This window comes from Micromonospora palomenae, assembly GCF_007829925.1.
GTDB lineage: Bacteria > Actinomycetota > Actinomycetes > Mycobacteriales > Micromonosporaceae > Micromonospora > Micromonospora purpureochromogenes.
The window spans coordinates 173,806-196,582 of record NZ_VIXA01000001.1 but is presented as its reverse complement, the minus strand read 5'-3'; the positions used below and the strand labels follow the sequence as shown (position 1 = coordinate 196,582).

General features: G+C 72.1%; 20 protein-coding genes, 1 tRNA gene and 3 pseudogenes. 11 read left to right on the top strand and 13 right to left on the bottom strand.

Going from position 1 to position 22,777, the window contains the following annotated elements:
* Positions 1-213: 213 nt before the first annotated feature.
* The 3 genes and pseudogenes from FHX75_RS00825 to FHX75_RS00815 form a co-directional block, all read left to right on the top strand.
* Positions 214-555, top strand: a complete 342-nt coding sequence (locus tag FHX75_RS00825) for an ArsR/SmtB family transcription factor (RefSeq protein ID WP_154938646.1) — start codon at positions 214-216, stop codon at positions 553-555.
* Between the two features lie 86 nt (positions 556-641).
* A complete protein-coding gene (locus FHX75_RS00820; protein ID WP_246157483.1) occupies positions 642-1,001 on the top strand; it encodes a hypothetical protein in 360 nt (119 codons plus the stop codon).
* A 14-nt stretch (positions 1,002-1,015) separates the two neighbouring features.
* A pseudogene (locus FHX75_RS00815) lies at positions 1,016-1,234 on the top strand (hypothetical protein); the annotation flags it as partial.
* Positions 1,235-1,541: 307 nt separating this feature from the next.
* Here the strand turns inward: FHX75_RS00815 and FHX75_RS00810 are convergent.
* Complete coding sequence (locus FHX75_RS00810; protein WP_246157482.1) at positions 1,542-1,973, bottom strand: hypothetical protein; 432 nt, start codon at positions 1,971-1,973, stop codon at positions 1,542-1,544.
* 41 nt (positions 1,974-2,014) lie between these two features.
* Between FHX75_RS00810 and FHX75_RS31890 the strand changes: the two are divergent.
* Positions 2,015-2,236 (top strand): annotated as a pseudogene (locus FHX75_RS31890) (tyrosine-type recombinase/integrase); the annotation flags it as partial.
* An 83-nt stretch (positions 2,237-2,319) separates the two neighbouring features.
* On the opposite strand, the gene FHX75_RS00800 reads toward FHX75_RS31890, so the two are convergent.
* Together FHX75_RS00800 and FHX75_RS00795 are read right to left on the bottom strand one after the other, a co-directional pair.
* Positions 2,320-3,210 (bottom strand): hypothetical protein, encoded by an 891-nt coding sequence (locus FHX75_RS00800; protein ID WP_154936176.1) that lies wholly within the window; start codon positions 3,208-3,210, stop codon positions 2,320-2,322.
* Positions 3,203-3,700: a SigE family RNA polymerase sigma factor gene (locus tag FHX75_RS00795; protein WP_154936175.1), complete on the bottom strand. Its 498-nt coding sequence runs from the start codon at positions 3,698-3,700 to the stop codon at positions 3,203-3,205. Before FHX75_RS00795 ends, FHX75_RS00800 begins: the two co-directional genes overlap by 8 nt.
* Before the next feature lie 964 nt (positions 3,701-4,664).
* Between FHX75_RS00795 and FHX75_RS00790 the strand changes: the two genes are divergently transcribed.
* The 4 genes and pseudogenes from FHX75_RS00790 (at position 4,665) to FHX75_RS00775 (ending at position 10,877) form a co-directional block, all read left to right on the top strand.
* Positions 4,665-5,999 carry an SWIM zinc finger family protein gene (locus FHX75_RS00790; RefSeq protein ID WP_154936174.1) on the top strand — a complete coding sequence of 445 codons (1,335 nt, stop codon included), beginning with the start codon at positions 4,665-4,667 and terminating at the stop codon, positions 5,997-5,999.
* Positions 5,996-8,533 (top strand): DUF6493 family protein, encoded by a 2,538-nt coding sequence (locus tag FHX75_RS00785; protein WP_154936173.1) that lies wholly within the window; start codon positions 5,996-5,998, stop codon positions 8,531-8,533. Before FHX75_RS00790 ends, FHX75_RS00785 begins: the two co-directional genes overlap by 4 nt.
* Before the next feature lie 262 nt (positions 8,534-8,795).
* A pseudogene (locus FHX75_RS00780) lies at positions 8,796-8,965 on the top strand (cupin); the annotation flags it as partial.
* A 76-nt stretch (positions 8,966-9,041) separates the two neighbouring features.
* Complete coding sequence (locus FHX75_RS00775) at positions 9,042-10,877, top strand: hypothetical protein (protein ID WP_154936172.1); 1,836 nt, start codon at positions 9,042-9,044, stop codon at positions 10,875-10,877.
* Between the two features lie 88 nt (positions 10,878-10,965).
* On the opposite strand, the gene FHX75_RS31885 is transcribed toward FHX75_RS00775, so the two are convergent.
* From FHX75_RS31885 to FHX75_RS00735, 9 genes are all read right to left on the bottom strand, one after another.
* Positions 10,966-11,094 (bottom strand): hypothetical protein, encoded by a 129-nt coding sequence (locus FHX75_RS31885; RefSeq protein ID WP_281290783.1) that lies wholly within the window; start codon positions 11,092-11,094, stop codon positions 10,966-10,968.
* Between the two features lie 146 nt (positions 11,095-11,240).
* On the bottom strand, positions 11,241-11,705 hold the full coding sequence (locus tag FHX75_RS00770; protein WP_154936171.1) for a nuclear transport factor 2 family protein: 465 nt from the start codon (positions 11,703-11,705) through the stop codon (positions 11,241-11,243).
* A gap of 71 nt (positions 11,706-11,776) precedes the next feature.
* Complete coding sequence (locus FHX75_RS00765) at positions 11,777-12,445, bottom strand: 3-oxoacid CoA-transferase subunit B (RefSeq protein ID WP_154936170.1); 669 nt, start codon at positions 12,443-12,445, stop codon at positions 11,777-11,779.
* Entirely contained in the window at positions 12,442-13,140 is a 699-nt protein-coding gene (locus FHX75_RS00760) for a 3-oxoacid CoA-transferase subunit A (protein ID WP_154936169.1), read from the bottom strand. The genes FHX75_RS00765 and FHX75_RS00760 overlap by 4 nt, the downstream gene beginning before the upstream one ends.
* A 3-nt stretch (positions 13,141-13,143) precedes the next feature.
* A complete protein-coding gene (locus tag FHX75_RS00755; RefSeq protein WP_154936168.1) occupies positions 13,144-14,334 on the bottom strand; it encodes a thiolase family protein in 1,191 nt (396 codons plus the stop codon).
* A gap of 3 nt (positions 14,335-14,337) precedes the next feature.
* The gene (locus FHX75_RS00750; protein ID WP_246157479.1) at positions 14,338-15,219 is read right to left on the bottom strand and encodes a dioxygenase family protein; all 882 of its coding nucleotides are present in this window, start codon (positions 15,217-15,219) and stop codon (positions 14,338-14,340) included.
* Positions 15,220-15,221: 2 nt separating this feature from the next.
* Complete coding sequence (locus FHX75_RS00745) at positions 15,222-16,283, bottom strand: maleylacetate reductase (RefSeq protein ID WP_154936166.1); 1,062 nt, start codon at positions 16,281-16,283, stop codon at positions 15,222-15,224.
* Positions 16,280-18,028, bottom strand: a complete 1,749-nt coding sequence (locus FHX75_RS00740; RefSeq protein ID WP_425463462.1) for an FAD-dependent oxidoreductase — start codon at positions 18,026-18,028, stop codon at positions 16,280-16,282. The genes FHX75_RS00745 and FHX75_RS00740 overlap by 4 nt, the downstream gene beginning before the upstream one ends.
* A gap of 188 nt (positions 18,029-18,216) precedes the next feature.
* Entirely contained in the window at positions 18,217-19,179 is a 963-nt protein-coding gene (locus FHX75_RS00735; RefSeq protein WP_170285259.1) for a helix-turn-helix domain-containing protein, read from the bottom strand.
* Between the two features lie 231 nt (positions 19,180-19,410).
* Here FHX75_RS00735 and FHX75_RS00730 point away from each other — a divergent pair, with 231 nt between their 5' ends.
* The 3 genes from FHX75_RS00730 (at position 19,411) to FHX75_RS00715 (ending at position 22,515) form a co-directional block, all read left to right on the top strand.
* Positions 19,411-20,868, top strand: coding sequence for an SDR family oxidoreductase (locus FHX75_RS00730; RefSeq protein WP_154936163.1), 1,458 nt, complete (start codon positions 19,411-19,413; stop codon positions 20,866-20,868).
* A 473-nt stretch (positions 20,869-21,341) separates the two neighbouring features.
* Positions 21,342-21,758, top strand: coding sequence for a hypothetical protein (locus FHX75_RS00725; RefSeq protein WP_154936162.1), 417 nt, complete (start codon positions 21,342-21,344; stop codon positions 21,756-21,758).
* Between the two features lie 550 nt (positions 21,759-22,308).
* A complete protein-coding gene (locus FHX75_RS00715; protein WP_154936161.1) occupies positions 22,309-22,515 on the top strand; it encodes a hypothetical protein in 207 nt (68 codons plus the stop codon).
* Here FHX75_RS00715 and FHX75_RS00710 read toward each other — a convergent pair.
* Positions 22,494-22,580, bottom strand: a tRNA-Leu gene (locus tag FHX75_RS00710). The genes FHX75_RS00715 and FHX75_RS00710 overlap by 22 nt on opposite strands.
* Positions 22,581-22,777 lie beyond the last annotated feature (197 nt).

Here is a 22,777-nt window from a genome sequence, read left to right as displayed (position 1 = left end):
CCGCCGTAGCTTTCGTCCGCCGATCATCACCCCGAGCGGCCCAAGATCCCGACACGCTGGGCCGACGCAGACCCTCGCCCGACGGGGCGGACACGGCCGGGACGAGTTAACACTGCTCCCTACCCGCGAACGGACCATGACCGGGTCCTGGTTCCACCGGCCTATTGATGGTGTTGGTGGAACGATGGAGACGTGGGAGCTGCGAAAACCGCTATGCCTGTTACCTCGCCTCTTGCTGGCGAGCCGATCAAGCGTGCCGATGCCGAGCGGCTCGCGGGAGTGCTGAAGGCATTCGCCGACCCGGCCCGGCTGCGACTGCTCAGTCTGATCCAGTCCGCTCCGGAGGGCGAGGCGTCCGTCAGTGACCTCACCGCGCCGCTTGGTCTCTCCCAGCCGACCGTGAGTCATCACCTTCGGATCCTCACCGAGGCCGGCCTGCTCGAGCGCGAGAAGCGGGGCGTCTGGGCGTACTACCGCCTGGTGCCGTCCGCGATCGCGGCGATCGCCGACCTGTTGACGCCGCCGCGCAAGCGGGCGACGAGGAAGGCCCGCTGAGCGGCACTGCCGAAGGCCGGCGCCGGTGCAGGGTTCCCAGCCGTCGGTCGGCAGACTCCGAAGTCGTCGAGGTGGTGGCGACCGCAGTGGGTCTGCTTGAGCGTGAAGTGCTGGTGGGTGCGGAAGGCGGCGCCAGCCGCCACACCGCCCTCGCTGGCCAGACAGCGCCAATCGAACGCTTGCACGAGGCGGTGGTGCGGGAAGTGGCGGGGCGCTGGTGGAACGGCATCTGGGGACGGCTGGGCCGCCGGAACGTGTGGCTGACCCGCGAGGTCCGGTGGAAGGTCATCGCCCGCGCCGGCGACGCGGAGACGGGTCGGGTATTGCGGTGGGAGTTCGACACCGAACCCGAAGCTCTCGCCATGATTCAGCGCCTCCTGGCCGCCGACGGCGGCGGGAGTTGGCGCAAGCAAGACGGTGACGCCGCCTCGTCCCCGCCCCAGTGACGGCTCCAGGGCCGCGCCGGCAGCGCAGCCCGAGAGACGGCGGCCGCCGGCCGGAGCGGTGCGGTCAGGGCCAGCCAACGCCCGCGTCCGCCGCGCTGAAATGTGTCTACCTCGCAGTGATGAGCCTCGACCCCACCGGGCAGGGCCGCCGGCGGTGGACCATGCGCTGGAAACCCGCCCTCAACGCCTTCGACATCGCCTTCGAAGGACGCCTGTCCGCAGGCCGAAAGTAGTCGTCAACAACCCGAGTTACACCGTTCGTTTGACAGACCCGCCCCCGTCAGCACATCACCCGTCGCCACGCGGTGAAGCAGCGGCTGATCGACGTGCTCGAGGACGACGCCAAAAACGTCGGATGAAAACGCGGCGAGATTGGCGCAGGCGATCCAGCGCCACGCGTTTGGGCGCAGGCTGCCAGGCTGCTTTCGGAGCCGGTTCAAGACTTGTGCATGCCCTGCGGGGGTCACTGGTAGGCCCTGATGCGCAGCGCCGGCTGTGAAGGCCGGGTCGGCCTACCCCGAGGTGGTCACAGATTTGGCCTCAGATTTCAGCAGTGAAGGGTTGTGGCGCAGGGATCTTCGCTCGGGTGGTCATGCCGACGGTGGCGAGTGCGCAGCAGATGGCGACGGCGGTGAGCAGCGGTATGTAACCGCCGGCGGTGTGCAGGAGAATCGCGGCCGCGAGGGGCGCGGTGGCTTTGGCGATGGTGACGGGGGCGGCGAGTCCTCCGGCGATGGTGGCGTAGGCGGTGGTGCCGTAGCGGTCGGCGAGCAGGGCGGGGGTGGCGAGGCTGGTGATGCCGAAGCCGAGTCCGAAGCCGACGACGGTGATGACAGCGCCGGTGCGGGTGCCGGCGAGCAGCGGTATCGCGAGGACAGCGCCGGCCTGGGCGGCGAAGACAGCGGCCACGATGGTGGTGATGGGCAGCCGTCGGCGGACGCCGGTGAGGATGAGCCTGCCGGTGACCGTCATCATCTCCGGGATGGTGAAGGGCTCTCCTAAACTTCGCCGGCGAGCGGATCGGCCGCCACGAGGTGGCCAGCTTCATCCGCCGGCTGGCCAAGGCGGCCGGCCTGCCCGGCTGGAAGCAGATCAGCCCGCACTCCTGCCGGCAGGCCTGGAACACCATCGCCCGGAAGAAGGGCGCCGACCTCGAGGACCGGCAGCGCGCCATGGGCCACGCCGACCCGCGCACCGCCCAGCGGTACGACCGGGACAAGGACTCCCTGGACCGTCCTGGTGGCCGCCGCGACCTCCGGCAGCCGGCCGCAGCGCACCCCGCCCGCCCCGAGCTGTCGCCACGCGCGTCCGCCGTCGGCTACCCCGCCGCGAGCCGGCCTGCCGCCGCCGTGGCGACCATCCGGGCGTACGGCTCGTCCCGGTCGGGCGAGAACATCACGGTGCCGACCAGGTCGCCGACCCGGACCACCGCGACGAGCGTCACGATCGGATCGGCTGCAAGCGTCTCACCCTCGTAGTTCCACTGCTCCTCGCGGACGAGCAGCGCCTCGTCCCCAGCGAAGCCGGTGCCCACGACGGTGAACCTGCGGGGCGCCGGACTTCCGGGCGCGGTCGACGGTGTCGCCGTGCCGGCGCAGGTCGCCAGCACGTGACGTACGTCGTCGAGCGCCCGCGGGCCCCACCCGCCCGCATACCGGTGCAGGTGTTCGTAGACGTACCCGGCCGACCCGGTGGCGTACCCGGTGAAGTCGAGGTCCGCCTGCCGGCGCAGCGACGGGTAGTCGGAGCTGCCGTAGGCCGCGCACAGGTCGGCCCAGCGCCACGTGTCGCCGGAGAACGGCTCGCTGGGCAGCTGCTTCCGCCACGCACCCGGCCCGAGATCCGCTGGCCGGAGCATGAGGGTGCTCAGGTCCGCCGTGCCGGGGTCGGGCCTGCCGCTGCCGTTCGGGCTCGGCGGAGCGCTCGTTGCCGGGGTCGTCGGGCTCGGCGCCACGCTCGGCGACCCGGTGCCACTCGGCGCCACGGTCGTCCGGCTGGCGCCGGGGGTTGGCGAGCCGTCGCCCGGCCCGAGGTTCGCAGCCCAACCGACCCCCGCCCCCGCCACGGCGACGACGGCCAGGCCGGCTACGACCGCCTGGCGCTGCGAGCGCTGCCGTCCGCGACGGCGGACCGCCTCGGGGAACGCGAACGGCGCCGGCGGCTGCTGCCCCCGCAGCGGCGCGAACGTGCTCTCGAATCCGTCAGACATTGTGCGCCTCCGAAGGTGTCACCTCGAGCAGGTTGGCGAGCGCTCGCCGGCCGCGGGACAGGCGGGCCTTCACGGTGCCCTCGGGCACGCCGGTCTCCCGCGCCACGTCGGCCACCGGCAGGCCGACCAGGTGGTGCAGCACCAGTGCGGTCCGCTGAGCGGGCGGCAACTGGGCGAGCGCGCCGACCAGCGCGACGCTGTCCGGGTTGGGGCCGGGCACGTCCTGCGGCGGGCCGGCCCGACGGTAGGCATTCAGCGCCGAACGGGCCCGCCGCCAGCGACTCACCGCGACGCGGCGGGCGACCGTCCGTACCCAGGCCTCCGGATCGGCGTACTCGCCGACCGTCGACCACCGTTGCCAGGCCCGGGCGTACGCCTCGTGCACCACGTCCTGCGCCTCGGCGGCGTTGCCCGTGAGGGCGTACAGGCAGTCGTAGAGCCGCTGCCTGCTACCTCGGTAGAACGCGTCAAAGCTCTCCTCGCCTGACATGCGTCCCCTCCCTCCCCGCCTGGTCGTACCCCTAGTCACGCCGCACCCCCGCCGGCGGTTGCCTGCCGGGCGGTGGTTTCGCTCCGGAGCTGGGGCCGGGGGGTACGCAGTGTTCCGGAAGCGCGGACACGGAGCTCATCCGGGGGTGACGCGTCGATGGGCCGCGGCCGCGCGGTAACCGCCACGACCGCGTGGTGATCGAGATTGATCTGTCACGCAGGTCCTGAGATCCGGCAAGCCGGCAGCCGGCCTGCCAGCCGGACTCACCGGCCGCAAGGGCGCCCGGTTCGACGCGATCCGCGCGCTCGCCAGCGACCACGGCGGCTTCCGCCCGCTCGCCACCGCGGCCTTCCCCGGCATCGGCGTCGGCGTCGGCGTCCTGTGGCTGGACAAGCCGCCAGCCGGCGACGACCGGCCGACCTGCTCATGCGTCGCTACACCGGCGACGAGACGCCGGTGCGCGTCGAGCAGCCACAGACCAGCCTGGGCGCCGCCCGCACCATGCCGGTGCACCTGCGCTACGACCCTTGGTGCCGGGCAGACCGGACACTGCGGTTCGCAGGACGGTGCATGCAGTGCCCCCGCCTGGTCTGGGGTTTCGTCGACGGCGACAACGACCCGCGGGGCGTCCTCGGACTGCACACCTACTGCTGGCCGCACTACCCGGAAGCCACGACTTGGAGGGCGCTCCGGCCGTCCTGTGTGCCGAATGCGGCAACGACGGGGATCTGGTCGACAAGGCGCTCACCGTCGCCCGCCGGGCGTGGATCAACCCGGCCGAGGATTCCGACGTCGACGACGAGCTGGTCGACCAATTGCGCGGCAATCCGGAAGGGGTGTCGTGCGCGACCGGGAGGCCAAGGCGGTCCAACTCGACCTGCTCGACCTCATCCCCACCTGACGGCAGTCCACCAACAGTCAAGCGGGCCCGCATTGTCGGGGGTCGGTCGTAAGTTCTGCAGCCGTGAGCGCCCTTCAGACTTACCGCTACCTCCAGCCGTCCACGCTGCACCGGGGTGACCTGGCGCTGCAGACCAGCGGCGGGCCCGCGACCAACCCGCGGTTCTTCTCCGGTTTCCTGACGACTCCGCAGGCGGCGGCCGCCGGGCTGCTGGCGGTCGCCGAAGTCGCCCGGACCCGGTATCACCAGCCGGTCAGCCCGGCGAGCCTCGATCCCGTGGTCACCGGCAGCCGGGACCGGATGCGCTTCGAGTCGTTCTCCGGCTGCTGCGGGGTGTACGCGCGGCTGGACGTCGTGCCGGCCGGGTTCGACGGCGACATCGTCGAGCACGGCACCACCAACGTCGACGTGAACGCGCCGCTGCGGGAGGCGCTGGCCCGGGTGGGCGGCATCGACCCGCTGCACCTGTCGGTGGGGCCGGACGACCTGACCGTGTCCACCCTCGACGGTCCGGTGGTGGAGAAGAAGGTGCCGCTGCCCGGGCGTTGGCTGCGGGGGTTCGCCGAGGTCCATCTGATCGCTGCGGCCATGGAACCGCGGGCGGAGATCCCGGCGGCGGAGGCGGCCGCCTTCCTGCGCCGGCTGCCCGCGGGCAACGACCGGTCGGTGCTCTGGGTGGTGCCGGCCGGGCGCTCGCTGCGGCTGACCTCGCGCCCGGTGCCCGGCGCGGTGTGCCTGGCCGGCGCCGGACGGCTCGCCACGCTGCGTGGGCTGCTCCGGTACGCGAAGACCCTGCGGGTGTACGGGCCACCGGCGGCGGCCGGGTCGCCGCCGCTGCCGAGCGTGTGGGAGCTCGACACCGGCGCGCTGCGGCTGTCGCTGACCCTGTCGCCGGAGCCCTACCGGGGTTTCTCCGGCGAGGGCGGCGCGCTGACCGCGCTCGCCACGGACGACGTCACCGACGACGCCGCGCTGGTCGCCGCGCTGCTGTCCTGGGACCCGACGATCGATGTCCACGCGCTGGCCGCCTCGGCGGGGATCTCGGCGGACCGGGTCCGGGCCGCGCTGGCCCAGCTGGGCACCGCCGGCCGGGTCGGCTTCGACGTGGCCGAGGCGGGCTACTTCCACCGGGTGCTGCCGTACGACGCCGGCCGGGCCGAGCGGGACAATCCCCGGCTGGTCGGGGCGCGGGCGCTGGTCGAGGCGGGTGCGGTCACGCTCGACGGCGAGGCGGCGACCGTACGCCATGGCGACGAGGTCTACCGGGTCCGCCGCCGGACGGACGGCTCGTACACCTGCTCCTGCCCCTGGTGGGCGCGGCACCGCGGTCAGCGCGGGCCCTGCAAGCACGCGCTCGCCACGACGATGGTGGGCGCTCCGGTGGAGGTCGGGGCGTGACCGATCCGTTCGAGTTCCTGGTCCGGGGCGACATCAGCGCGGCCGTCGACGCGGTCACCGGCCTCGACGACCAGGGGCGGCGGTCGTTCGCCGACGGGCTGGTGGCCCACGTGCGCCGACGGCGCGACAACTGGTGGTGGAACAACGAGGCGACGGCCCTGGCGGTGGCCGCGGTCGGGTGCCTGCCCACCGCCGCCACGGCGGCCGAGCTGCTCGGCCGGCGGAACGTGTCGCTGCGGGCCGCCGACGCCGGGCTGGTGGTCCAGGTCGCGCGGACGCGCGGGGTGCCCTGGCTGGCCGAGCTGGCATACCGGCTGGCGGACCGGCTCCGCCGGGACGACCCGATGGACGGCTGGGGATTCGTCGCCGAGCTGCTCACCGCCGAGAAGGCGGCGACACCCACCGGTGACCAGTTCGTGGAGGGGTGGCTCGCCCTGATGGCGTGGCCGCCGGAGTGGCAGCGACCGGTCCCGCTGGTGGACCGGCTCCGGGCGGACGTGTTCCTCGACGCCCTGGTGCCGCGCCTGTTCGAGGTGGACGGCGCCGGGACGCGGATGTCCTTCGACGAGTTCATGACCGACGAGAAGCTCGCCCTGCCGCGCGCGCTGGCGCGACTGGCCGGCGAGGGCCGCCTGGACCGGACGATGCTGCTCGACGGCTGCGTGAGCCGGCTGTTGCGCGGCGACCGGCCGGCCGCGTTGCGCGCGTTCGTCACCCTGCACGCCCTGCTGGAGCCCACCGCCAGCGAGGTCGACCGGCATCGCGGAGACTACCTGCGCCTGCTCGCCGACGCCCCCGGGTCCGTGGCGTCGATGGCGCAGAAGACGCTTCGGGCTCTTGACGGCGTGGAGGTCGAGGGGCTGCTCGACGCGTCGCGGGCCGTCCTCGTCCGGCCCGACAAGGCGGTGGTCCGCGCCCAGCTCGGCTGGCTGGACCAGCTCGCCCGCCGGCACCCCGACCGGGCGACCGAGATCGCCGAGGTCATCGCGACAGCGGTCGACCACCCGGCGGCGGACGTCCGCGACCGGGCCGGCACGCTGGCCGCCCGGCACGGGCACGTGGTCGCCCCGCGGGTCGTGGTCGGTGCGGTGGGCGACGACCTGCCGCCACCGGCCGGCCCGCTGCCCGCGCCCCCGGCCATCACCGACCCGGACGAGCTGGCGGAGGAGGCCGCCTCCCTGCTCGGCGGCCCCACGACGGCGTCCGGTCTGGAACGGGTCCTCGACGCAGTGGTCCGGCTCGCCGGTGGCGACCGGGCCCGGCTGAAAGACGCCCTGCTTCCGGTGCTGCGGCGGCACCGCGCCGGCGCGGAGGAGCACCCGTGGGATCCGTGCTGCCTGTGCGGTCTCCTCGGCGGGGTGCTGCACGCGGCGGCCGACCCGGTCGAGGGGGGCGTACGGCGGGGACGGTGGGCCGCGATGCTGGCGGCGTTGCGGCGCCGCACGCCGGGCGGACCGTCCCTCGATCCACGGGTACCCCCGCCGCACCGGCTGCTGCGCGCCCGGCTGGCCGAGATCGGTGACCGCGTCGGCCCGCCCCAGCACCCCGGTCTGCTCGCGGCCCCGACCACGGCAAACGGCGCCATCGACCCGGAGGTGCTGTACGAGCGCCTGACCCGGCTCGGCGAGCGCGGCGCGTGGGAGATGGACCTGACGCAGGCCCTGCTGCGGCTGCCCGCACGGGTCGACGAGCCCCTCGCGGCCAGGGCTGCGGCGCTCGGCACGCCCGCCGGTAACCGGCTCGCCGGATGGCTGCGTGCCGGCGGCCTGCCGACCCCGGACCAGCGGGTGGTCACGCTGCCGCGTAGCGAGCACCGACAGGGCTACTACTGGGGGTACGAGCACCTGCCCCGGCAGCGGACGCACGTGCTGGTCAGCCCGCCGGAGGGCGTCGACGACCCGTTCGGCCTGCTCACCGTGCCGGCCGGATCCGTGGACAGCTACGTCGGCGGCGCGGCCCTGCTCTGGCCGGCCGTGCTGCCCGGCTACCGGGGACTGGTCGCGGCGTACGCGCTGCCCGACATCGCCAGCGGCGCCGACCAGGACCTGTCCGGCGGCGCCGCGATCCTGCCGCTGCTCGCCGAGTGCGGCGGCGACGGCGGTCCCGCCGTCGACCTCGCCCTCGCGTACGGCCTGGGTGCCCGGCACGAGTCCGACCGGGTCGCCGCCGTTGACGCCCTGCTGATGCTGGCCGCCGCCGGCGACCTGGACGCTCCCGCGGTCGGGGCCCACCTAGGCGCCCTCGCCGCCGTCGGTGACCTCACGCTGACCCGCACCCTGCAGCCGCTGCGTGACGCGGCAGCCGCCGGTGCCCCGCTCAGCACCTGGCGCCTGCTCGCCGCCGCGTTGCCCGCGCTGCTCGCGGCGCCGAAGGCCCCGCGCGGCACCCCGGACCTGTTGACCCTGGCGGCGGAGACGGCGGGCGCGGCCGGCGCCCGGATCGACGTGCCCGGGCTGGCCGAGGTCGCCGCGCGCGGCGGGTCGAGCCGGCTGGTCACCGAGGCGCGGCGCCTGGCCGCCGCGCTCGACCAGTGACCGGGATGCTGGTGGCGAGGCGTGGATGAAAGCCGGCTCACGACCTCCGGCCCTGTCCGGCGGGATCTCCGCGGCGCGGTGCTGCCGCTGTTCCTTCAAGAACAAGCAGGAGGACTGCGTGAAGGTCGTGCTGAGGCCGTAGCGGCGGCGGGCGGGACGGGGCGGAGTGCGGCCGGCGACCCCGCCCCTACCCGTGGCTCGGGACCGCCGGCGACGCCGCGCCAGCGCTGGGGACGAGGCCGGCCGTCAGGTCGGCGACGTGCTGGTGGTGGCGATCCGGGGCGCGAAGAACGTGGTGCAGACCGTGGACGGCACCGTCGACGCCGACGAGCCGACCGGCGGCGTCGTCTACCGTGACCCGAAAACCGTCCACATGCTCACCAATGTGGGCGCCACCACGTACATCGCGCGCGCCTGGTCGAACTGAAATAACCGCTGGCACGGCGGTCGGACGTGGAATCCGGCATTCCGGTGGAAACGGGCGCATCAGGTGCGTAACGTGCCGGACATGGTCTTTCGCACTTGGCGTAACCTGTTGCTCACAGCGCTCGGGATGGGCGTGCTCGCCGGTGCCGGTCAGCTCGGCATCGCGTTCGGCTTCGGCATGGTCCAGCTCACCGGCGCCTCCACCGGCGCCACCGTCAACCAGTGGCCTGCCCAGCTCGTCTGGGTGGGCTGGTTCGCGGCACACGCCGCCGTAGCCGGCACCGTCGTCACCGCACGCCTGGCCCGCCGGTACGGGGTGCTGGGGAGCACGGGCAGATTGGTGGCCGTCGCCGCCGCCGCCGCGCTGGGCGCCACCGTCGTCGCGCCGCTCTGGGTCCGGCCGGCCCAGGCCGCCGAGCGCTTCTCTGTGGACCCGATCTGGGCCGTCGGCATCTGCGCGACCCTCGGCGCGCTGGTCGGCGCGGGTGCCGCGATCGCCGTAGTGGTGAAGCCGCCGCTGGGCTGGAACATGGCGGCGGTGGGCGGCGTGGTCTGGCTGCTGGCGCTCGTCTCGGTCGTCCCGTCGCTCGCCACCGCCGGGCCGTTGCCCGCCGTACGGCTCGGTGTGCTGGAGCCGGCCGGGCTCGACGCCGACATGGCACACCGGCCGGCGTTCCTGATTCTGCCGGCGGTGGCCCTGCTCATCGGCGCGGCGACCGGCGGGCTGGCCCGCTGGCGCGGGCATCCGCCGCTGGTCAACGGCGCGACCGGCACGGCCGGCACGGTGCTGGTCGCGTTCGCCTACCTGACCGCCGGTCCCGGCGACGCCGTCGACCGGTACCAGATCACGCCGTACTACGGCGCGCTGCTCGCCGTCGCCGCCGGTGTGCTCGGTTCGGCCGCCGCCGCGTTGTTCCGCTGGCCGCTCCTGCCGCGCACCGCCGAAGCGCGGGTCGTCGAGCCGACCGACATCCTCGGTCCGCTGTCCGCCGGCCCCGCCGTGCCGCAGGCCATGACGCCGGCCGCTGGTGGTACGACCGACGAGCCGGAGCCCGTCGACCTGGCCGGCACGGGGCCGGTCGCCAGCGCGACCGCAGCGAAGCTCCCGACCGCAGCCGAACCGCTGGGCTTCGGTGCGCCGGCTGGCGACCGGGACGCCAGCGCCGTACCGGCCGACTCCGCGACGCGGACCGCCGCACCGGCCGTTACCGCCGTACCCGCCGACCTCGCCACACCGGCCGACCTCGACGACACCCCGGAGACATCGGAACCGGCCCCCGCGACGGCGGCCCACCTTCCCGCGGGACCCGGCGGGGACGGCTCCGGGACGGCGGAGGCGGAGGCCGACAACACCGAACCCGCCGCCATGCCGCCCGACGGGGCACTCGTCGCCCCGGGAACCCGCCGGATGTACCAGCCGCCGAAGACCGACCGGACGCGGATTCAGGCGACCTGGCCGGTCGTTCCGGCGCGGCGGGTGCCGCCCTCGACCGAGCCCGCTCCGGGCGCCGAGGCGACCCACTCGGCCGGCACGCAAGAGAGGCCCGAACCGGCGCTCCCGCCTCGGCACCGGCCGCCCCTGCCCGACCTGAACCGGGCCGCGAACTGGGACGCCCTCGCGACCGCCCAGCGCGCCGGGCCCCCGCCCACGACCGACGCCGCGCCGGCCGCCCCGGCATCCGTCGTCGAGGCGGGACGGGCCAGCGGGCGGGCCAGCGGCCGGCTGGGCCTGTTCCGGCGCAACAAGTCCCGGGCCGACGGGAACGGCGCGGGCACCCCGGCGGACGGCGAGCCGCTGCCGAGTCAGGACGCGGAGTTCGTCGACTGGGTGACCCAGCTGGGCAAGCCGGTGGCGGACAGCGAGCCGGACAGGCCCCAGCTCGGGCCTATGCCGTTGGGCTCCGTTCGGTCCCGTTGAGTGCAGTTCAAGGCCGTTCAGCGCGCCCGACTGCTCCCAAGCCGCTCCCCCGATCGCGGCCGCACATGGCCCCACACGGTTGGCCGGGTCAGTCTGCCTGACGCGGGGCCTGCGGCACGAAGCGCGCGATCCGACACTTGGTACGGACGGTGCGAACGCCCTCGGGCACCCCGCGGTTGGTCACCGCGATGATGATCGGCAAGACCTTGAAACTCACTAGCGGGATTCGAGCCTCAGCCCGCACACCCCATAACGAGCTGCACCGCAAGAAGGAGGTCGAGCAGTCCCCGGACCCATCACCGTGTGTCGAGCGTGAGGCGCCGAATCGCAAACCGCCGTTAGCTCGCGCCGGGCCGGCTCGGGTTACCCGCGCTGCAACCAGGGGTAGCGAGCGGTGTCCTGCCCGGCGTAGTCGGGATCGAGGTAGATGAAGACGCGCTGGATCTTCCAGTCGCGGATCTCGAACACGTCGCACCAGCGTCCGGCCCCCCACTCGGGAAGCCCTGCCCGCCACGGTCCGTCCCGGTGCTCGCCGTGGCTGGTGCCCTCGCAGACCACGGTGTCGGTTCCCGAGAAGATCCAGTTGAAGTGGGAGTAGTGGTGCTCGATCTGCTTGATCATGCCACCCACCTCGCCGAACAGTCGGCCGATCTGTTCCTTTCCGGTGGCCAGCCCCCACTTCGGGAAGTACACCTGGGCGTCATCGGCAAACAGGTCCAGGATGCTGCCCCCGGTGGAGGTCACACCACCGTTGTCGAAGGCTTTCAGGTATTCCAAGACGACCGACTTGCGCTGTTCATCGGTCATGGTCTGGGTGTTCAAAGCCATGGTCGACTCCTTCTCGATCCGATGGTTTCAGGCCTGTGCAGCGTTGTCCGAGGCTGCGTGTCAGGTGCGGGTCATCGGACTCCCTGGCGGGTCCGGTCCAGCAGCGGCACCTCGAGAAGACGCATCAGCTCGTCGAACGTGCAGTCGAACAGTTCCCGTACTGCCACGCCCTCGTCCTCGATGAGGAACACCGCGAGGTCGGTGTAGACGCGGCTGACGCATCCCACACCGGTCAGTGGGTAGGTGCACTCCGGCACCAGCTTCGGGGCTCCGTCCCGCGACAGCAGATCCATCATCACGAACGTCTCCCTGGCCCCGATGGCGAGGTCCATCGCGCCGCCGACGGCCGGGATGTCGTCGGGCCGGCCGGTGTGCCAGTTCGCGAGATCACCGCGGGCCGACACCTGATAGGCGCCGAGCACGCAGACGTCCAGGTGGCCGCCGCGCATCATGGCGAAGGAGTCGGCGTGGTGGAAGTACGAGGCGCCCGGCAGTTCGGTCACGGGGACCTTGCCGGCGTTGATGAGGTCGAGGTCGACCGCATCCCCCTGCGCCTCGGGCCCCATGCCCAGCATGCCGTTCTCCGTGTGCAGCACGACGCCGCTGGCCGGGGAGAGGTGGTTGCTGATCCGGGTCGGTAGCCCGATGCCGAGGTTCACGAAGGCTCCGTGCGGGATGTCGCGCGCGACCCGGGCGGCAAGTTCGTCCTTGCCGAGCCCGCGCCGGCTCACCCCGCTCACTGACCCGCTCCGACCGGCTCGGGCACCGGCACGGGTGCCGGCACACGGACGATGCGGTCGACGTAGATGCCCGGCGTGACGATGACCTCCGGGTCGAGCGCACCGACCGGCACCACCTCCTCGACCTGCACGACCGTCGTCGTCGCGGCCGCCGCCATGATCGGCCCGAAGTTGCGGGCGGTCTTGCGGTAGACCAGGTTGCCGAGCTCGTCGGCCCGGTGCGCCTTCACCAGGGCGTAGTCCGCTCGCAGCGGGTACTCCAGCACGTAGTGCCTCCCGTCGATCTCACGGACCTCCTTGCCCTCGGCCAGAGAGGTCCCGTAGCCGGTGGGGGTGTAGAAGGCTCCGATGCCGGCGCTGGCGGCGCGAATGCGCTCGGCGAGGTTGCCCTGTGGAACGAGCTCCAGCTCGATCTCACCGGCCCGGTACTTCTCGTCGAAGTGCCAGGAGTCCCGCTGACGGGGGAAGGAGCACACGATCTTGCGGACGCGACCCGCACGGATCAGCGCCGCCAGGCCCACGTCCCCGTTGCCGGCGTTGTTGTTCACCACAGTGAGATTCGTGGCGCCGCACGCGATGAGCGCCTCGATGAGCTCGACCGGCTGACCGGCGGTGCCGAATCCGCCGATCATCACCGTGGCGCCGTCGGGGATCCCCGCGACCGCCGCGGTCGGGTTGTCCAGGATGCCGGCCACGGCTCAGGCGTCCAGGTTCTCGAGAACCATGGCGAGCGCCTGCCCGACCCCGATGCAGATCGCGGCGACCCCCCACCGCTCGCCCGAAGCCCGCAGCGAGTGGGCGAGCGTGCCGAGCACGCGGGTCCCGGAGGCGCCCAACGGGTGACCGATGGCGATGGCGCCGCCGTGCGCGTTGACGATGTCGGGGTCGACGCCCCAGGCGTTGATGCACGCCACGGTCTGGGCGGCGAACGCCTCGTTCAGCTCGACCGCGCCCACCTCACCCCAGCCGATGCCGGCCCGCTTGAGCGCCAGGTTGGCGGCCTCCACCGGCGCGAACCCGAAGTACTGCGGGTCGTTCGCGGCAGCCCCGCGACCGGCGATGCGCGCCAGCGGGCACCGACCGACGATCTCTTCGGCGGACGGGCTGCCCAGCAGCACCGCGGACGCGCCGTCGTTGAGCGGCGAGGAGTTCCCGGCGGTCACCGTGCCGTCCTGCTTGCGGAACACCGGCCTGAGCGCGGCGAGCTTCGCCAGGCTGGTGTCGGACCGGATGGACTCGTCGCGGGCGAGTTCCACCCCGGGCACGCCGACGACGAGGTCGTCGTAGAACCCCGCCTCCCAGGCCCGCGCAGCAGCCTGGTGCGAGCGCAGCGCGATGACGTCCTGCGCCTCGCGGCCGACCTGCTCACGGATCGCGAGCAGCTCGGTGGCCTCGCCGAGAGAGACCGTCCACTCCGGATTCATCCGCGGGTTCACCAGGCGCCAGCCCAGCGTGGTGGAGACCAGCGTCGCATCCCCGGCCGGGTACGCCTTCTCCGGCTTGGGCAGCACCCAGGGCGCCCGGCTCATCGACTCCACACCGCCGACCAGCACCACGTCCGCCTCGTCGAGGGCGATCTGCCGGGAGGCGACGATGGCCGCGTCCAGGCTGGAGCCGCACAGCCGGTTCACCGTGGTGGCCGGTACCGACGTCGGCAGGCCGGCCAGCAGGCCGGCCATCCGGGCGACGTTGCGGTTGTCCTCCCCGGCGCCGTTGGCGTTGCCGAGCACGATCTCGTCGACGCGGTCCGGTTCCAGCGCGGGCGCGCGCTCGACCAACGTCCGCAGCACGTGCGCTGCCAGGTCGTCCGGCCGTACACCGGCCAACGCGCCGCTGTACCTCCCGAAGGGGGTGCGTACGGCGTCGTACAGATACACGTCGGTGGGCATGGGTCAGGCCTCCTCGTGAGCCGCGGGCGCCAGGACGATGTCGAACCGCACGCGTGACCACGCCCGGTCGCCCAGGTCGCGGCCGTCGGGGGTGGGGGAACCGGCCGGCTTCGGCTCGAATTCCTTGACCAGCGAGTCCCGTACTCCGAAAACGCTGTCGCGGTCCAGCAGCTCATCCCCGCGGACGAAGATGTGCGTCACCAGGGTCCGGTATCCCTCCCCCTGGATCATGAAATGCAGGTGCGAGGCCCGCATCGGGGACCGGCCGGTGGCGGCCAGCAGCCGGCCGACCGGGCCGTCGTGCGGGATCGGGTACGGCGTCGGCGTGACCCCCCAGAAGCGGTAGTTCCCGTCCGAGTCGCTGTACACGTGGCCACGGGCGGCGACCCGGTCGTCGCCGTACTGGACGTCGTAGAAGCCGTCCTCGTCGGCCTCCCAGACCTCGATCCGCGCATGCGGCACCAGCTTGCCGTCCGTATCGGTGACCGTGCCCTCGACCCAGCACGGCTGCCCGGACGCTCCGGCCGCGATGTCACCGCCGAGCTCGATCTCCGGTGAGCCGTCGACGAAGAACGGGCCGAACACCGTCGCCTCGGTGGCGTTGCGGTACGCCTCGTTGTTGACGGTGATGGTCTGCATCGAGGCGCCCAGGACGTCGGAGAGCAGGATGAACTCCTGACGCCGGTCGTCGGTGATGTGCCCGGCGGCGGTGAGGAACTCGATGGCCTGCTGCCACTCCTGCTCGGTCAGCCGCACCTCGCGCAGGAAGGCGTGCAGGTGCCGGGTGAGCGCCTGCATCAGCTCCCTGAGCCGCGGGTCCGGCGTGTCGTCGAACGACGCGACCACGCGTTCGACGAGCTGTGACTCGCGGTCTTGCTGCTCCATGTTCATCGTGGCTCCCCTCCGTCCCAGGCTCGGCGTAGCAAATCCTCAAGGTTCTCGCGGGTGACCGGCGTCGGATTGTTCGGCGGCACGGCCGCCAGGACCGCGTCGACGGCAGCCGGGATGTCGGTCTCGCGCAGCCCGTAGTCCCGCAGGGCTCGCGGTGCCGCCACCTGCTCCCGCAGGCGCTGCAACCCGTCCACGGCGGACGTCTCGCCGAAGGCCGCCGCCATCCGCTGCTCGCTGTCGGGGACCGACGGTGCGTTGAGCGCGAGGACGTACGGCAGCACCACGGCGTGGGTCTGCGCGTGCGGGAGGTTGTACATCCCGCCGAGCACGTGGCAGATCTTGTGGTGCAGTCCGGAGCCGGCCGAGGCGAACGCCACGGCGGCCAGGTAGGCCCCGTACAGGGTCTGCTCGCGCCCCGCGATGCCCTGCGGATCGCGCACGACCTCGGGGAGTCCCTGGCGAAGGGCGCGAATGCCCTCCAACGCGAGCGCCTGGTCGATCGGGTCGACCCGCGGCGCCCACATCGAATCGACGCAGTGGGCCAGTGCGTTCAGTCCGGAGGCCACGCTCAGCGGCACCGGCAGGGACAGCATCAGGCTGGCGTCGTAGACGACGGACCGCGGCAGGACGCGGGCGTCGACCCCGGTGGTCTTGCGGCCGTCCTCGGTCAACCCCCAGACGTTGGTGGCCTCGGAGCCGGCGTACGTGGTCGGAACGGCGACGATGGGCAGCCCGGTGGTCAGCGCCACCGCCTTGGCCAGGCCGGTGGTGGAGCCGCCACCGATGCTGACGACGACGTCGACGTCGTGCTTCTCGGCGGCCGTGCGGGCCCGGTCGGCAACGTCGGTGGGCACGTGCATCGCCACCTCGGTATGGCGCACTGCGGCCGGCAGGGCGGCCACCAACGGGTCGGCCAGCGCGCTGTCGGCCTCCGCGGCGATCACCATCGGGCGGACGGCGCCGAGCCGGGCCACCTCGTCGGCGACGTGACCCGCCGCTTCGTACGACGCGAAAACCACCCGCTGCGGCAGCGTCTCATGCCTGAAGCTGACTCTCACGCCGCATCACCCCGGCCGAGGATCGCCGACATCGCCTCGCGCAGCGCCCGCTCCGGATCGGCGGGCAACCGCATCGACCGCCAGCCGATGTGCTTGTCCGGGCGCACCAGCAGCACGCCGTCCTCCTCGACCTCCCGCAACCGCGCCCAGTCGTAGTACAGGTCGGTCACCTCACGCCCGGGGCCGATCACAACGGCCTCCAGCGGCACGCCGAGCTCCTGGCCGACCTTCTCGGCGGCCGCCACCCACGGCTCCCCCGCGATGCCGGTCAACAACGTGAACCGTGTCATCGGCGCCAGATCGAGCGTGGACACCTTGTGCCGGGCATCGCCCACCCAGGCGTGCGGCAGCCGGGATCCCGGGACGGTGGACGGCTCGTAGTACAGCTCCGGGTCCCGGCGCGGTTCCGGCCGGCGGGTGCCGTCGGAGACCGCCGCGTCGGACTCGTAGAACTGCCCCAGCTCGACACCGTGGGCGTTGAACTCGTAATGCTTCAGCTCCATGGCCGACATCAGCGCGGCCCGCTTGGCCGCCCCCTCGGGGGTGTTGGCCTTGCGCTCCTCGATGCGCGCGGCCATCTCGGCCTCGTCGGAGGCGTCGAGCAGGCCCAGCGCCTCGAAGAACTGGACGAACTCGCGGCTCGACTTGTTCGCGCGCTGAACGATCTGCCTGGCCACCGGAGCCCGTTCCACCGAGTAGGTCTCCAGCAGCGAAGGCGCGGCCTGCCCACGGAGGACGGCGGCCATCTTCCAGGCGAGGTTGTAGGAGTCCTGGATCGAGGTGTTCGACCCCAGTCCGTTGCTCGGCGGGTGGCGGTGGACCGCGTCCCCGACACAGAACACCCGACCGGACTGCAGATGCGTCGCGTACATCTCGTTGTTGCCCCACAACGACGTGCCGGTGATCTCCACCTCGATGTCCGGCAGCCCCAGCAGGTTACGCACGATCTGGATGGCGGCGGCCTCGTCGACGACCGGTGGGGGTTGGCTGATGTCGTAGCCCCACACGACGAGCCACTCGTTCCATGGCCGCACCATCCGCACCAGCCCGGCCCCGATTCCGCCGACGTTCGAACCGGGCTGGATCACCCAGTAGAGGACCGACGGCCGGTGCCCGCAGTGCGCCGAGATGTCGGCCTTGAAGGTGATGTTCATCGAGCCCGCGATGTCCATCGCACCCTCCATCGGAAGGTCGAGGTCGGCGGCGACCTTGGACCGGGCGCCGTCGGCACCGATGAGGTACTTGGCCCGGATCGTGTACTCCTCGCCGGTGAGGCGGTCCCGAACCTGGACGTAGACGCCATCGGCGTCCTGCCGGTGCCCCAGGTACTCGGTGGAGAACCGGGCCTGGGTACCCCGCACCACGGCGTTGCGCAGCAGGATCGGCTCCAGGTAGGTCTGGGGAATGTCGACCGGCAGGCACGGTGACGCGAGCTGGTAGTCGGCCCGCCGGGCGGGATGGGTACCCCAGGTGAGGATCCGTCCGATCTCCTCCCCGGCGATCGAGGTGCAGAAGACAGTGTCGCCCATCAGCTCGTGCGGAGTGGCGTCGGCGAGCACCTGGTCCTCGATGCCCAGGTCCCGGAAGACCTCCATCGCGCGCTGGTTCGTGATGTGCGCCCGCGGCGTGTTGGCCGTCCAGCGGTGCTTCGTGATCATGATGTTCGGAATTCCGAGGGTGGACAGGAACAAAGCCGCGCCCGCTCCCGCCGGGCCTGAGCCGATGACGACGACGTCGGTCGTCACCATCGATCCCTGAGGTAGCGGCGTCTCGGCCATCCCGTCGCTGAACACTGCCATCAGATCCCCCACTCCACTGCTCGGCGTGTGGTCCTGGCCACTCGCTCGACAAGTGTGCGGCGGTGCTCCGCAGCCGCAGCAAGGGATGAGGCCGTAACACGGCGGAAAGACGAAGCTGTGGCGGAATTCGAGAACTAACCGAGCCGGCCCGCCCGGGCCTGGCGACGCAGGTCGGTGGCGCGCATGCCGAAACGCGCCCGGAACGCCTGCGAGAAGTGGGTGGCCGACCCGAAGCCACAGCGGGCCGCAACCTCACCGACCGGCGTCTGCGGCGAGGACGCGAGCAGCGCACGTGCGCGTTCCAGCCGCCGCGCCAGTACGAACTGCGGCACAGTGGTGCCGGTGGCGGCGAACGCCCGGGACAGGTGGCGTTCGCTGATGCCGATGCCGGCCGCGACCCGGGCAGCAGTCAGGCCGCTGTCGGTCAGGTGATCCTCGATGAAGGTACGGGCGTTGGCCAGATGCACCGTGCCGAGGTTGATCGGACGGCTGCCGGCCATGCCGGCCAGCAGGTGGAGCGCGATCCGTTCGTCGAGGGGCTCGCCCCCCTCGGGACGCAGGGCACGGTCGATCAGCCTCGCGAACGTCCGTGCCGGCACATCACCTCCGGCGAAATCGCGCACCAGCGGGGTACTGAGCGAGCCGAGGCCGGTCAACTCCCGGAACAGCGGGCGCGGCACCTTGATCGCGAGCTCTTCCAAGCCCCGCGAGAAGCCGCGCATGAACGGACGATCGGCATCGCAGATCAGGGCCTGTCCCGGCCGAAGGGTGAACACCCCGTCGTCGTGGTAGAAGAACGCCTCCCCCACGAGGGTCAGGTAGACCGCGACCGCGTCCGCCGGATGCTTGCGGATCACTTCGGCCGGACGTTCGACCACGTGCGCGTTGCTGCGGACGCGGGCCAGGTGCATCTGCTCGAGCTGCAGGTTGAGCTCGGTCCCGTCGAACGCGGCCGGGCCCAGCGTGTGACACCGCAGGCCGATCAGTGCCTGCGCGTTGTGGTCCTCCCACAACGCGATCCTCTGAGCCTCGGGGAGCCCCGCTGTGCTGAAGCTCACCGGGCGCCGGGCCGTCGCCGAACCCGCCGTCACGGTCACCCCCAACTGTGTGCGGGTTCGAATACTACTGCCACCGCCGTGTGACGGACGACACACGATGTACGGCCAACCCGGTGATCGGTTCACCGCTCTGCTGCCCGCCGCCGGATCTTGGCGCAGGTTGTGCCCAGCCGCTGATCCGGCGAAGGCCGTGCGGTGCGTACAGTTCCGGGTCGGACTTGGGGTGGCCCGGGAAATCCGGCGCAGGGAACGGGATGAGACAGCGGCGGCATGACGGCGGACAACATTACTGAAAACAGTCAACCCGGCATTGACCGCGGCCGACTGGAGACCTGTCTCAGCGTCTTCGAGGCGTTGGAGGACCTGCCTCCCGATCACCCCGACGTGGTGCGGGTGCAACGGGCCACCGCGAAGCTCTACAAGGTGATCAAGCAGCGGCGACGCGAGGAACGGCGGAATGCCATCGCGGCGGCGGACCGCGCGGTGACGGCGGCCACCGCCACCGGTGCCCCTGGCCGGATCGACGACGAGACCCAGGGCATCCCGCTCGCCTCCCCCACCGTCGGTACCACAGCCGGCTTCCTGCACAATCCGCGCGGCTGCTACGTCTGCAAGCAGCGCTACCGCGAGGTGGACGCCTTCTATCATCAGCTCTGCCCGCCCTGCGCCGCACTCAATCGGGAGCGCCGGAACGCCCGCACCGACCTGACCGGCCGGCGCGCGCTGCTCACCGGCGGCCGGGCCAAGATCGGCATGTACATCGCGCTGCGGCTGCTGCGCGACGGCGCGCACACCACGGTGACCACGCGGTTTCCACACGACGCGGTCCGCCGATTCGCCGCGATGCCCGACAGCTCGGACTGGCTGCACCGCCTGCGGATCGTCGGGATCGACCTGCGCGACCCCGCCCAGGTGATCGCCCTCGCTGACTCGGTCAGTGACCAGGGACCACTCGACATCCTGATCAATAACGCGGCGCAGACCGTCCGCCGCACTCCCGGGGCGTACGCGCAGCTCGTCGCCGCGGAGGCGGCGGCCCTGCCGGACGGCCCGCTGCCGGAGATGATCACGTTCGCCAAACCGGCCGGCCGGAGCGACCCGGCGGGCAGCCTGACCGCCCCGCCGCAGCCGGCGATCACCCCGCAAGCGCTCACCGCGCTGGCGCTGACCAGCGGCTCCGCCTCGCCGGAACGGATCGCGGCAGCCACCGCCATCGACGCCGGCGGTCTGGTGCCGGACCTCGACCCCGTCAACAGCTGGGTGCAGCGGGTGCACGAGGTGGACCCGGTCGAACTGCTCGAAGTGCAGCTGTGCAACGTGACCGCGCCGTTCGTGCTGGTCAGCCGGCTGCGACCGGCGATGGCCGCAGCGACCGCCCGCCGCAAGTACGTAGTGAACGTGTCAGCGATGGAGGGCCAGTTCGCCCGCGGCTACAAGGGGCCGGGGCACCCGCACACCAACATGGCCAAGGCCGCGCTGAACATGCTGACCCGCACCAGCGCCCAGGAGATGCTGGCCGACGGCATCCTCATGACCAGCGTCGACACCGGCTGGATCACCGACGAGCGACCCCACCCGACGAAGACGCGGCTGGCGGACGCCGGCTTCCACGCCCCGCTGGACCTGGTCGACGGCGCGGCCCGGGTCTACGACCCGATCGTCCGCGGCGAACAGGGCGAAGACCTGTACGGCTGCTTCCTGAAGGACTACGCGCCCTGCGCCTGGTGATCGGCGCGCCCACCCCGCAGTCGGCCACCCGGACTCAGGCCGGCATCGTCAGCACCGTCGCCCCGTCCACCATCGGTCCAAGCTGCGGTGGCTGCCGCGATGGCGTCATTCTTCGCCCTGGAACGAGCCCTCGGGCGAGTTGGCGATGGTGGGGCCGAAGCGCACGTACGACGGGTGGTAGGGGCTGCTGCCCCCCGGCGACCACACCGGCAGCGGCGAGCGCGGTGACCGCCGTACCCGGGGACAGCCCGGCCAGTTCGCAGCAGACCAGGCCAGCGGACAGGTCGGCGCTCAGCCGGGTGACGCATGGGTGGGTCTCTGAGGTGGAGCCGATCGGCGCGCCGCGACGATCGCGGCTGCGGTGACGCACCCGGAGGCGACGGTAAGCGGCTTGCGGTGAGGATGGGTGTCGTGACCGTCGTTCATGGCCTTGCCTTCGATGCACCCGCGCCCTCAGGGCCATCGGGGCGCTCGTGACCGGACCGATCCCCTCCGCGGGCGATCCCACCCTGATCGACTACGACCCTCACACCGGCGAGTGGCTGGCTACCCGTGCGGCGGGCTTCGTCCTCGCTCCGCTGTGGGAAGGGCCGGACCTCACTGGCCTGCGGGACCCGGAGTGGACCGAGCAGCTGGAAGCCGGCGACCGACACCTGGCCACCTTGGCCGCGACGTTGGACGAACAGTGGGGCCGGCACCGCGTCCTCACCATCGACCACCTCATCCGGAATCCGCAGGCCGACCGTCCGCCGGTCTACGAAGCCCTGCTTCGTCAGGACCTCTACGGCGACCTGCACGTCAGCGGTCACTCGTACACCGTGGCCGTGTGCTCGGTCAACGCGGCCGGGGAAGGACTGCCCGCAGGCGGTCAGTCCGTCACCGTCGGCTAGTGCCTCGTCTTTGAACGTTGATCGTGTAATCCGCCGGTTCTGAGGACTCATCCGGCAGGCTGTCTCTCATCGTTGACGGTGGGAGGTGGTCGCCGGTGGGTAGACGCCCGGAGGTGTTCGTCCGGCAGGTGTCGATGGCCGAGGGTCAGCGGTTGCAGCGGATTACCCGGACCGCGAAGGACCCGGTGAAGCTGCGCCGGGCGATCGTGTTGCTGATGTCCGCCCAGGGACAGCCGGCCCGGACATCGCTCACCTGCTCAAGACCAGCTAGGACTACGTCCGGGACGTGGTCCACGCCCTCAGCGAACGGGGGTTCGACGCACTCGACCCAGAATGGAGCGGGGCGCCCCGAAACGGATCGATGAGCAGACCCCCATGTGCGTCATCGCCCGGGGCGATCCCCGCTTCCTCGGCAAACCGTTCTCCTGCTGGTCACTGTCGAAGCTGCGCGACTACCTGATCGAGGCTGGCTACGTCACGACGATCAGCGTTGAGACCGTCCGACGGATCCTGCACGAGCGCGGGTGTCCTGGCATGCCACCCGCGCTGGATGAGCCGAGCAGAAATCACGACCCTGGTGAACCCGCTCGGCGACATCACCGCCGTGCTCCGCGACGCCGACCCCGCCGATAAGGCCGAGGTCTACCGGCAACTCGGACTCCGGCTCACCTACCGGCCTGAAACGCAAACGGTGCGCGCTGAAGTGGATCTCAGCGCACACCGTCGGATATTTATTGGTGTCCGAGGGGGGACTTGAACCCCCACGCCCTATACGGGCACTAGCACCTCAAGCTAGCGCGTCTGCCATTCCGCCACCCGGACTTACTCGTCCAGCCTACCCTGTCGGCGTCGCCGGCTCTCCCGCCGGTCAGCCGCCCCTGGTGGGCCGCACGGGGCATTACTGTACACGGCCGAGATGGATCATGCACATCGCCGCCGGCACGGTGCAATGTCGCGACATCTGCCCAGGTCAGGGGGCATGGGGCGGGCAGCACCGGCGGGGCGTGCCGTCGTGCGGG